General features: G+C 61.6%; 11 protein-coding genes. 5 read left to right on the top strand and 6 right to left on the bottom strand.

What is annotated here, in order from left to right:
- The 5 genes from trkA to def all read right to left on the bottom strand — a co-directional run.
- The coding region (trkA, locus tag QC816_RS11875; RefSeq protein WP_309782394.1) for a Trk system potassium transporter TrkA at window positions 1–571 on the bottom strand (571 nt) is incomplete at its 3' end.
- A 125-nt stretch (window positions 572–696) separates the two neighbouring features.
- Window positions 697–903, bottom strand: a complete 207-nt coding sequence (locus QC816_RS11870; RefSeq protein ID WP_085918414.1) for a dodecin — start codon at window positions 901–903, stop codon at window positions 697–699.
- 51 nt (window positions 904–954) lie between these two features.
- Window positions 955–2,289, bottom strand: coding sequence for a 16S rRNA (cytosine(967)-C(5))-methyltransferase RsmB (gene rsmB / locus QC816_RS11865; protein WP_309782392.1), 1,335 nt, complete (start codon window positions 2,287–2,289; stop codon window positions 955–957).
- Window positions 2,286–3,269, bottom strand: a complete 984-nt coding sequence (gene fmt, locus QC816_RS11860; RefSeq protein ID WP_199284636.1) for a methionyl-tRNA formyltransferase — start codon at window positions 3,267–3,269, stop codon at window positions 2,286–2,288. The genes rsmB and fmt overlap by 4 nt, the downstream gene beginning before the upstream one ends.
- Window positions 3,270–3,329: 60 nt before the next feature.
- Complete coding sequence (gene def / locus QC816_RS11855) at window positions 3,330–3,842, bottom strand: peptide deformylase (RefSeq protein ID WP_085918417.1); 513 nt, start codon at window positions 3,840–3,842, stop codon at window positions 3,330–3,332.
- Window positions 3,843–4,040: 198 nt separating this feature from the next.
- On the opposite strand from def, the gene QC816_RS11850 reads away from it, so the two are divergent.
- From QC816_RS11850 to aroE, 5 genes are read left to right on the top strand one after another with little or no spacing between them, the layout of a single operon-like run.
- Window positions 4,041–5,090: a LysM peptidoglycan-binding domain-containing protein gene (locus tag QC816_RS11850; RefSeq protein WP_309782389.1), complete on the top strand. Its 1,050-nt coding sequence runs from the start codon at window positions 4,041–4,043 to the stop codon at window positions 5,088–5,090.
- A gap of 42 nt (window positions 5,091–5,132) precedes the next feature.
- Complete coding sequence (gene dprA / locus QC816_RS11845) at window positions 5,133–6,248, top strand: DNA-processing protein DprA (protein WP_309782387.1); 1,116 nt, start codon at window positions 5,133–5,135, stop codon at window positions 6,246–6,248.
- 39 nt (window positions 6,249–6,287) lie between these two features.
- Window positions 6,288–6,845, top strand: a complete 558-nt coding sequence (gene tsaC / locus QC816_RS11840) for an L-threonylcarbamoyladenylate synthase type 1 TsaC (RefSeq protein ID WP_085918420.1) — start codon at window positions 6,288–6,290, stop codon at window positions 6,843–6,845.
- Window positions 6,846–6,864: 19 nt separating this feature from the next.
- A complete protein-coding gene (gene hemF, locus QC816_RS11835) occupies window positions 6,865–7,806 on the top strand; it encodes an oxygen-dependent coproporphyrinogen oxidase (protein ID WP_309782384.1) in 942 nt (313 codons plus the stop codon).
- On the top strand, window positions 7,803–8,624 hold the full coding sequence (gene aroE / locus QC816_RS11830; RefSeq protein WP_309782382.1) for a shikimate dehydrogenase: 822 nt from the start codon (window positions 7,803–7,805) through the stop codon (window positions 8,622–8,624). The genes hemF and aroE overlap by 4 nt, the downstream gene beginning before the upstream one ends.
- Before the next feature lie 105 nt (window positions 8,625–8,729).
- Here the strand turns inward: aroE and QC816_RS11825 are convergent, their stop codons facing one another.
- Window positions 8,730–9,533: a M48 family metallopeptidase gene (locus tag QC816_RS11825; protein WP_199284641.1), complete on the bottom strand. Its 804-nt coding sequence runs from the start codon at window positions 9,531–9,533 to the stop codon at window positions 8,730–8,732.
- Between the last annotated feature and the right edge of the window lie 27 nt (window positions 9,534–9,560).

Here is a 9,560-nt window from a genome sequence, read left to right as displayed (position 1 = left end):
TGCGGCGGTAGATCGCTGCCACCCGGGTATCCACGTTGGGCATATGGCGGCGTAGAAAAGCCAGGTCCTGTCCCACCAGCGGGCCGCCGTAGAACGCCTTGACGGCCACCAGTTGTACAAGCCCACCCGCGAATTCCAACACCTGCAGCGCGCCGGGGTGTTCGATCAGGCGGCGCACGTGGTCGGTGACCACCTGCTCGGGGCTGATCAACACGTCGATGGGAATCGCTTCGTGGGCGAACAGCCCTTTGCGGGTCAGGTAGGCCGTCGCGCGCACCCGGGCGATTTTTGTCGGGGTACGGAACAGGGTATGCGCCACCTGGCAGGCGATCATGTTGATCTCATCGCTGCTGGTCACGGCAATCAGCATGTCGGCGTCTTCACAGCCTGCCTGACGCAGTACAATGGGGTAGGAACCCGCGCCGGTCACCGTGCGAATATCGAGCTTGGTATGCAGCTCGCGCAGCTTTTTGGCATCGGTATCGATGACGGTGATGTCGTTTTCCTCACGGGCAAGGTGCTCCGCGAGGGTGCCGCCGACCTGGCCGGCGCCGAGAATGATGATTTTCATTGCTGAGCATCGGTTCCGTTTAGAGCGCCAGCGATGCCTCGTTAATTGCGCGAGGCGGCCTATCGTGCGCTGCAATAAAGACGGCGGCCAGTGTAAACCAGCCGCCGCCGAAAAGCAGGTGGGGATTATTCCAGGGTAAAGCCAACCTTGATCGTGACCTGCCAGTGTGCGACCCGGCCATCTTCGATGTGGCCGCGGGTGTCGGTCACTTCCAGCCAGCGCATATGCTTGACGGTTTCAGACGCCTTGGCGAGCGCGCTCTGCACGGCGTCTTCAATTCCTTTTTCGGAAGAACCGGTTAGCTCAATGTGCTTATAGGTGTGATGACTCATGGTATCTCCATCCGTGTCATGAATTCACTGCCTGTCATTACGGAAAATGCGTTAGGCAGCCTGCTTCTCTAGTCTGGCATAAAAAAAGCCGTCGTGACTGCTCACTTCGGGGAACAATTGGCGCCCCTGGCCGCTGGGCATGCCCCAGGCGACATCGTCCGGCGTGGTGACGACAGCATCGGGTGTCCGGGCAAGAAATGCCTCGATTTGATCGGCATTTTCCTCTGGCAGCACCGAGCAGGTCGCGTACAGTAGTGTGCCGCCGGGGCGCAACATCGCCCAAAGATTATCCAGCAGCTGGCGCTGCAGAGTGGCGAGCTTGCCAATGTCGTCGGGGCGTCGCAGCTTCTTGATATCCGGGTGGCGGCGAATGACCCCGGTGCCGGAGCAGGGCGCGTCCAGGAGGATGGCGTCATACGGCGTGCCGTTCCACCAGTCGCGCTGGGTGGCATCGGCGTGCTGCAGGTCGGCGGTCAGGCCCAGCCGGCTCAGGCTGTCGTCAACCCGCCCCAGGCGCTGGTTGTCGCTATCGATGGCGGTGAGCGCGATATCGAACTGCTCCAGCAGATGGGCGGTCTTGCCGCCGGGCGCGCAGCAGGCGTCCAGCACCTGTGCGCCCGGGCGTGGCGCAAGCGCCGGGCCGAGCAGCGCCGCGCTCAGTTGGGCGGCCTCATCCTGGACGCTGACCAAGCCACGCTCGAAACCGGGCAGCGTGGCAACATCGCAGGGCTGCTCAAGGGTGATGCCATCCGGCGCGTGAACGCAGAGCTGGCCGCCCAGGCCGGTTTCAGTGAGCAGCGACAGGTAGGTTTCGCGATCCTGATGGCGCTGGTTCACGCGCAGCGTCATGGGGCCGGGCTGGTTATTGGCCTCGGCGATGGCCTGCCACTGCTCCGGCCATGCGTGACGCAGTGTTTTCAACAGCCAGGCGGGATGCTCGAGGGCGACGTGGGCATCGCGGTCGACCGTCGCCTCTAGGGCGGCGGCTTCACGCTGCAAGCGACGCAGACAGCCGTTGAGTACCCGGGTTGCCCAGTCCTTGCCGAGCAACCGCGCGGCGCCAGCGGTTTCACCCACGGCGGCATGGGCCGGAATGCGCATATACAGCAGCTGGTAGATGCCGATCAGTAGTAAGGCCTGAACATCGCTGTCGCGCTTTTTGAACGGCTGCTTAAGCAGTTGACCGGCCAATGCTTCCAGGCGCGGCAAACGCCGACAGGTGCCGTAGCAAAGCTCTTTGAGTAGGCTGCGATCCCGGGCGATCACGCTATGTTCATCCAGCCCGGCGAGGGATCCCTTGTCGGTGAGCACCGGTACGAGCCCCTTGGCGGCGGCGGCGCGTACTTCCAGGCCGCTGCCTTCTTTGGGTGCGCGAGGCTGATTCATGACGGTGCTCCTTCTTGCGGGCTGGGCCCCAGGCGCGTGCCCGGGATAAGGCGTGTCTGGCGGGCGTGGAGCAACTCGCGGGCTGGCAGCGCCTTACCCCCGGGAAGTTGGGCGCGGCTGACGCAAAGCACCTGGCGACCTTCGGCGCCACAGGCGATTCGCAAGTGATCCTCGTCGTGTTCGAGCAACATGCCGGGGGGTGTTGGCGACTGTTCACCGGGCTCGGCACTTGCCTTCAGCAGGCGCAAGCGGTCGTCGCCCAGGGCGCACCAGGCAACCGGCCAGGGGTTGAAGGCGTGAATGGTGCGTACCAGCTGTTCGGCAGACTGGCTGAAATCCAGCTCGGCCTCGGCCTTGGTGAGCTTGGCGGCGTAGGTGACGCCGTCTTCTGGTTGGGGCGACGCTGTAATTCGCCCTGTGTCCAGCTCGTCCAGCACCTGAACCAGCGCATTGGCTCCTTGAAGGGCCAGCCGGTCGTGCAGGTCGCCGCCAGTGGTCTGGTCGGTGATCGGCGTACGCACCTCAAGCAGCATGTCGCCGGTATCCAGGCCGGCATCCATTTGCATGATGGTCACGCCGGAAACGCTGTCACCGGCTTCAATGGCGCGCTGGATCGGCGCCGCGCCGCGCCAGCGGGGTAGCAGCGAGGCGTGAACGTTAAGGCAGCCCAGTCGAGGCATATCCAGCACGGCCTGGGGTAACAGCAACCCGTAAGCCACCACGACCATCACGTCGGCGTTCAGCGCTGCCAGGGTCGCCTGGGCATCGGCTCCTTTCAGGCTTTCAGGCTGGTGGACCGGCAGTTCATGCTCAAGTGCCAGGCGTTTGACAGGGCTTGGGGTGAGCTTGCGTCCGCGCCCGGCGGGACGGTCGGGCTGGGTATAGGCGGCGACCACCTGATGCTGGCTTTCCAGCAGGGCGGCCAGGCTTGAGGCAGCGAATTCCGGGGTACCCGCAAAAACAACGCGCAATGATGACATGGACACAGGGACCTGGCGGCAAAAGTAAACGTGACAGTAATCTTGGACAACAAGACGCGGTCAGGCGTCCTGCATCTGCTTGTGGCGCTTTTCCATTTTCTTGCGAATCCGGTCACGCTTGAGGGGCGACAGATAGTCGACAAACAACACACCCTCCAGGTGGTCGTACTCGTGCTGAATACAGTGCGCCAGTAGGCCGTCGGCTTCAAGCGTGTAGGGCTCGCCGTTGCGATCCAGCGCTTTCAACTCCACGTTCAGGTAACGCGGCACTTCAGCGTAGTGCTCCGGAATCGACAGACAGCCTTCCGACAGCGGCTCTTTTTCGTCGCCGATGGGGGTATAGCTGGGATTGATAAGAACCAGCGGCTGGGAGTTGTCGTCGCTGACATCCATGACCACCACGCGGCGGTGAACGTCCACCTGGGTTGCGGCAAGGCCGATCCCCTTGGCGTCGTACATGGTTTCCAGCATGTCATCGACGAGCTTGCGCACTTCATCATCGACGCTTTGAACTGCTTTGGCCTTGGTGCGCAGGCGCTCGTCAGGGAATTCGAGAATGGCGAGTTTGGCCATGGCGTTGCTTCCACCGTTGTGCTGAACTGAGTAGTCGCTTGAGCAGTGCGTCAATGGGGTCGCATGCCCAAGTGCTTTATTTATGAACTGAGTACTTTATGATCGACCACTATATCATGCTGTCAATGCTCCGGGCATGCCTGCCCGGTGGCGCAGCGCGAATCACCGTCGTAATCGCAGGTAAAGACAGGGGGCAGGATGGGGGCTGGACAACGCAGGCGATATGGCGTGGGCTGTTGGTTCATCGGGACGCTGTCGCTGTTGATGTCACTTGATGTTGGCGCCTGGGAGCGCGTTCGCGATTCGGCGCCCGAGCGCTATACGGTGGTAGAGGGCGACACCCTGTGGGACATTGCTGGCCGGTTCTTGCATGCGCCCTGGCAATGGCCGGATCTTTGGCAAACCAATCCTGCTATCCGCAATCCACACCTTATTTATCCCGGCGATGTGCTTACCCTGAGCGATTGCCAGGGCGCTCCGTGTCTTTCTCTTTCCCGGGGGCAACGGGTAGTCAAACTATCGCCCAAAATGCGCGCCGTGCCTCGACGCGAAGCGATACTCCCCATCGATGCGAGTATTATCCGGCCGTTCCTGCGTGATCATCGTATCAAAGAGGGTGACCCCGCCGATAACGCCATGGCTTATGTCGTGGCCGGTAACCAGGGACGTTTGATCAGCGGGGCGGGTGATTCGCTGTATGTGCTCGGGCAGGTACCCAGTCAAGCGGAGGTAGGTATTTATCGGCCTGCCGACACTTACTTGGCTAACGATGGCAAGGTGTTGGGTACCGAGCTGATCAAGATTGGCGAGGCCCGCTACCTGCGCGCCGATGCGGATGTCGCCCAGTTGAGAGTGCTGAGCGCCGCACAGGAAATACGCAACAACGACCTTGTCTTGCCGTTGGAAACCTCGCCACTGAATGACGACATGGTGCCCCGTGCACCGCGCAATGCGTTATCCGGGACATTGATCGGCGTACCGGGCGGGGTGCGCTTTATCGGCCGTCTGCAGGTGGTGACGATCGACTTAGGCACGCTGGATGGCGTCCAGGCCGGGCATGTCTTCCAGATTGCCGAGCAGGGTGAGGTCGTCAATGATCCACGTAGCCAGGAGCCGCTTAGGTTACCTGACGAGGCCGCCGGCACCTTGATGGTCTTCAACCCCTATGATCACGTGAGCTATGCGCTGGTGATGGAGGCCTCCCGAGTGCTGGAGGTTGGTGATCTTGTAAGGACGCCGCCGCGCTAGATCAGTTGGGTCAATCGTCGATAGGTGGAATGAGGAGAGGTAATGGATACCAGGGAATGGTTAGTGGTCAATGCACTGCCGGGGGTGGGGGCCCAACGAATCGCTGAGCTGGTGGCCCAACAACCGCAATGGCCACAAGGGTGGCTGGCGGGTTTGCCCAGCAAGGCAGCCAGTGCGCTTCGATTGTGGTGTGAGCACCCCACAAAAAGCCCCCTGCAACGTGAGGTCGAGACGAGTCTGACCTGGCAGTCCAGTGCGCCAGGGCGCACGCTTTTGCACCGCGACCATCCCGCATGGCCAAGGCTACTCAATCAAATACCTGATCCGCCAGCCGTCCTCTGGGCGCAGGGCGACCTGGGCGCCCTTGAGCGACCGATACTTGCCATGGTGGGCACGCGTCGGCCGACATCGGAAGGCACGTATAATGCGCAAACTTTCGCTCGGGAATTGGCCGAGCGAGGTTGGAGTATCGTCAGCGGAATGGCCTTAGGGATTGACGGGGTGGCCCAGCAAGCTGCCCTGGACGCGGGCGGTAGCAGCGTAGCGGTATTGGGCTGCGGGATTGATGTGATTTATCCCGCCCGCCATCGCGCGCTGTATCAACAGCTCACCGATTCGCCGGGAGGACTGGTGCTGGCTGAACATCCGCCGGGCACCAGGGCCCACCCGGCTTTTTTTCCGCGCCGTAACCGTATCGTGACAGGTTTATCGCTGGGTACGCTGGTGGTCGAAGCGGCCGAGAAAAGCGGCTCGCTGGTCAGCGCCCGCCTGGCCATGGAGCAGGGCCGCGATGTGTTTGCCCTGCCCAGTTCGTTGCACAATCAGCAGGCACGTGGCTGCCTGCAGTTGTTGCGCCAGGGGGCGGCAATGGCCTGCGACCCCGAGGATATCGTCAGCGAGCTGCAGCATTGGGCGAGCGAGTTTCTGCCCGCCCCAGGGGTAGGTATCGCTGCCCACCGGTCGGCAACTGACACCGCAGTCGAACCGCTGCCCGATGCGCTGCTCGGCTTGCTGAGCGCCTCCCCCACGCCCATCGACGCGCTGGTTCAACAAAGCGGCAGCTCGGTGAGTGACTGCCAGCAACGTCTGCTGATGCTGGAAATCGAGGGCTGGGTCGCATCCCAGGCGGGTGGTTGGGTGCGTTTACCCCGGCCATGATAAGATAATGTTTCCTTTACCATAACGGGTGGAGACTTCATGACGACAGCGGCTGAACTGGATAAAGCCGTTCGCGCATTGCGCAACGGCGGCGTTATTGCCTGCCCAACGGAAGCGGTGTGGGGATTAAGCTGTGATCCTGACAACGACGAAGCGCTGGCTCAGTTAATGCGCTTAAAGGCCCGCGATCCAGCCAAGGGCGTGATTCTGGTGGCGGCATCGATTGGCCAGTTTCAGCCGTGGCTCACACAGTTGCCGCTGGCCCTGCATGCGCCATTGATTGCCAGTTGGCCGGGGCCGAACACCTGGCTGGTGCCGGATAACGGACGCAGTCACGGTCTGGTCCGCGGTGCGCACAGTAAAGTGGCGCTGCGGGTCACTGACCACCCGCTGATGCAGGCGCTTTGCGACGCCTTTGGTGGCCCGCTGGTATCGACCTCTGCCAACGTGGCCGGCGATCCCCCGGCGACCAATGCAGATGACGTCAGGGCGGTGTTTGGCGACCAGTTGGCGGCGATCATCGACGGCGAGCTAGGCGGTAACGAACGGCCCAGCAAGATCCGGGATCTCGTCAGTGGCAGCGTGATACGCAGTTAATCGATCATCAGGAGACGACGTGGCGCACGAACATCTGGATACCGTCAAGAACTACCTGCTGGATCTGCAGGAACGTCTTTGCGAGGGGCTGGCAAGCGCCGACGGACAGGCAAACTTCAGGCAGGATGAATGGGACCGTGAAGAAGGCGGCGGTGGCCGCTCGCGGGTAATCGAAAATGGCGGCGTGTTTGAAAAAGGTGGCGTCAATTTCTCGCATGTTTTCGGTACCCAGTTGCCGCCCTCGGCCACAGCCGCACGACCGGAACTTGCCGGGCGCAGTTTTCACGCGGTCGGGGTTTCCTGGGTGCTGCATCCGGAAAATCCCCATGTGCCCACCAGCCACGGCAACGTACGGTTCTTTATCGCCGAAAAAGCGGGCGAGCCGCCTGTCTGGTGGTTTGGTGGCGGCTATGACTTAACGCCGTTCTACCCGGTGTTTGACGATGTAGTGCACTGGCACAAGGTAGCCAGCGCGGCCTGCGCACCGTTTGGGGACGACGTTTACGCGCGCTACAAGGCCTGGTGCGATGAGTACTTCTATCTCAAGCACCGAGAGGAAACCCGAGGCGTGGGTGGCTTGTTCTTTGATGATCTCAACGACGGCAGCTTTGAAGACTGCTTTGCTTTTCAACGTGCCGTCGGCGACAGCTTTCTGGACGCCTACCTGCCGATTGTCGAACGTCGTCGTGGCGACGCCTGGAACGAGCAGCAGCGTCAATTCCAGCTTTATCGCCGCGGACGCTATGTCGAGTTCAACCTGGTATGGGATAGAGGGACGCTGTTTGGCCTGCAAAGCGGGGGGCGCACCGAGTCCATTCTGATGTCGATGCCACCCTTGGCCCGCTGGGAATATGCGTTCACCCCGGAGAACGATAGCCCCGAGGCGAAGCTCAATGAGTATCTTGTGCCCCGCGACTGGCTCGACGAAGCCACCGCAACGCGTGGCGAGGAGGTTCTATGACCGATCGTTACGCCGTCTTTGGCAATCCCATTGGCCACTCCAAATCTCCCATGATTCACGCCGACTTTGCCGATCAAACAGGGCAGGACATCGACTATACCGCCATGGAGCCGCCGATAGGCGAGCTGGCGGCGGCGTGGCAGGCGTTTTGCGCCGAGGGTGGACGAGGTGCCAATGTGACCGTGCCGTTCAAGGCGGATGCTTTCGCGCTCTGCGATACGCTGAGCCATCGTGCCCGTCGGGCAGGGGCAGTGAATACGCTGATTCTGGGCGGTAATGGCCGCACCTACGGGGATACCACCGATGGCGTTGGCCTGGTACGTGATCTGGCTTATCACCGCGTGGCGCTAGCGGGAAAGCGTGTCTTGATAGTCGGCGCAGGCGGCGCCGTGCGCGGTATTCTGGAGCCCCTGCTCGGTGAGCAGCCCAGTGAAATGGTCGTGGTCAATCGCACGGCAGAAAAAGCCCGGCAACTGGCCGATGATTTTGCCGACTTGGGGCCGATCAAGGGCGGTGGTTTCGACGCTCTGGAAGGCAAATTTGACGTGGTCATCAATGGTACCAGCGCCAGCCTTTCGGGCGACTTGCCGCCGCTACCCGACGAGCTGTTTGCCAATGGCGCCTGGGCCTATGACATGATGTACGGTGTCGAGCCGACGGTGTTTTTAAAGTGGGCCGGGCCCCGAGGGGCGAAACTCCTGGACGGACTGGGCATGCTGGTCGAGCAGGCGGCAGAAGCGTTTTACCTCTGGCGCAATCAGCGCCCTGATACAGCGCCGGTTCGGGCGCGGCTGCGTCAGTCACTGAACTACGAATAGCTGAACTGTGCTAGCTGGATATAGCTAAGGAGCGACTTTTCGGGGTCACCCGAGGGCCGTAACCCTGATGAACCGCCGCTGCCGAGAGGCAGCGGCGGTTGTTTATTATGGGCGTGGACAGTTGGGCGTGCGGCCGTTGTTGCGCGCCTGTTCAAAGGTGGCCATGGCATTGCTCATGCTCGCTTGCAGCCCTTCAATCCGCTGGCCTTGGCTTGGGTGGGTCGACATCCAGGCCGGCGGTGCGCCACCGCCAGATGCTTGCTGCATGTTTTGCCACAGCGTGACGCTCTCACGCGGGTCAAACCCGGCCCGGGCCATCAACTCCAGGCCAATGGTATCCGCTTCGCTTTCATGGCGACGCGAGAAGGGCAGCATGATGCCGTATCGTGCCCCCATGCCAAGGACGCCCATCAGCTGCTCACCACCTGCGCCTTCCAGGCCGGAAGCGCTGGAAATGACGGAAAGCCCCAGTTGGGTCGCGCTTTGGGTCGATGCCCGCTCATTGGAGTGCTTGGCGAGCACGTGGCCGATTTCGTGGGCGACCACTGACGCCACCTGGTCCTGATTGGTGGCGATATCCAGCATGCCGGTATGTAAGCCCATATAGCCGCCGGGTAGCGCAAAGGCGTTAGGCTCTTCAGCCTCGAAGACACGGATTTGCCAGTCCATCTGCTGCTGGTCCTGAGGGAGTTCCGCGACAATGGCATTGGCAATGCATTGCGCGTAGCGTTGGCTTGCCTGACCGGCACTGGGCAATTCCTGCTGATACTGGTTAAAGGCCTGGCTACCCATGTTGTTGAGTTCCTCGTCGGATAACAACAACAGCTGTGAGCGCCCGGTAGGCGATGTCGAACAGGCCGCAACAGCAAGACACAGGGCCGTAATGGCGAGAGGGCGAAACCAGCGCATGGTGTATTTCCTTTTGTGAAAGTGAAT

Source organism: Vreelandella janggokensis (assembly GCF_031451615.1).
Classification (GTDB): Bacteria; Pseudomonadota; Gammaproteobacteria; order Pseudomonadales; family Halomonadaceae; genus Vreelandella; species Vreelandella janggokensis.
This window is presented reverse-complemented; position numbering and strand designations above follow the sequence as displayed.

Bases quoted from the DNA above. Each gene is read 5' to 3' on its own strand.
- QC816_RS11850 (WP_309782389.1), top strand. From the start codon at position 4,041: ATGGGGGCTGGACAACGCAGGCGATATGGCGTGGGCTGTTGGTTCATC.
- QC816_RS11825 (WP_199284641.1), bottom strand. From the start codon at position 9,533: ATGCGCTGGTTTCGCCCTCTCGCCATTACGGCCCTGTGTCTTGCTGTT.
- tsaC (WP_085918420.1), top strand. From the start codon at position 6,288: ATGACGACAGCGGCTGAACTGGATAAAGCCGTTCGCGCATTGCGCAAC.
- dprA (WP_309782387.1), top strand. From the start codon at position 5,133: ATGGATACCAGGGAATGGTTAGTGGTCAATGCACTGCCGGGGGTGGGG.
- QC816_RS11870 (WP_085918414.1), bottom strand. From the start codon at position 903: ATGAGTCATCACACCTATAAGCACATTGAGCTAACCGGTTCTTCCGAA.
- fmt (WP_199284636.1), bottom strand. From the start codon at position 3,269: ATGTCATCATTGCGCGTTGTTTTTGCGGGTACCCCGGAATTCGCTGCC.
- aroE (WP_309782382.1), top strand. From the start codon at position 7,803: ATGACCGATCGTTACGCCGTCTTTGGCAATCCCATTGGCCACTCCAAA.
- def (WP_085918417.1), bottom strand. From the start codon at position 3,842: ATGGCCAAACTCGCCATTCTCGAATTCCCTGACGAGCGCCTGCGCACC.
- rsmB (WP_309782392.1), bottom strand. From the start codon at position 2,289: ATGAATCAGCCTCGCGCACCCAAAGAAGGCAGCGGCCTGGAAGTACGC.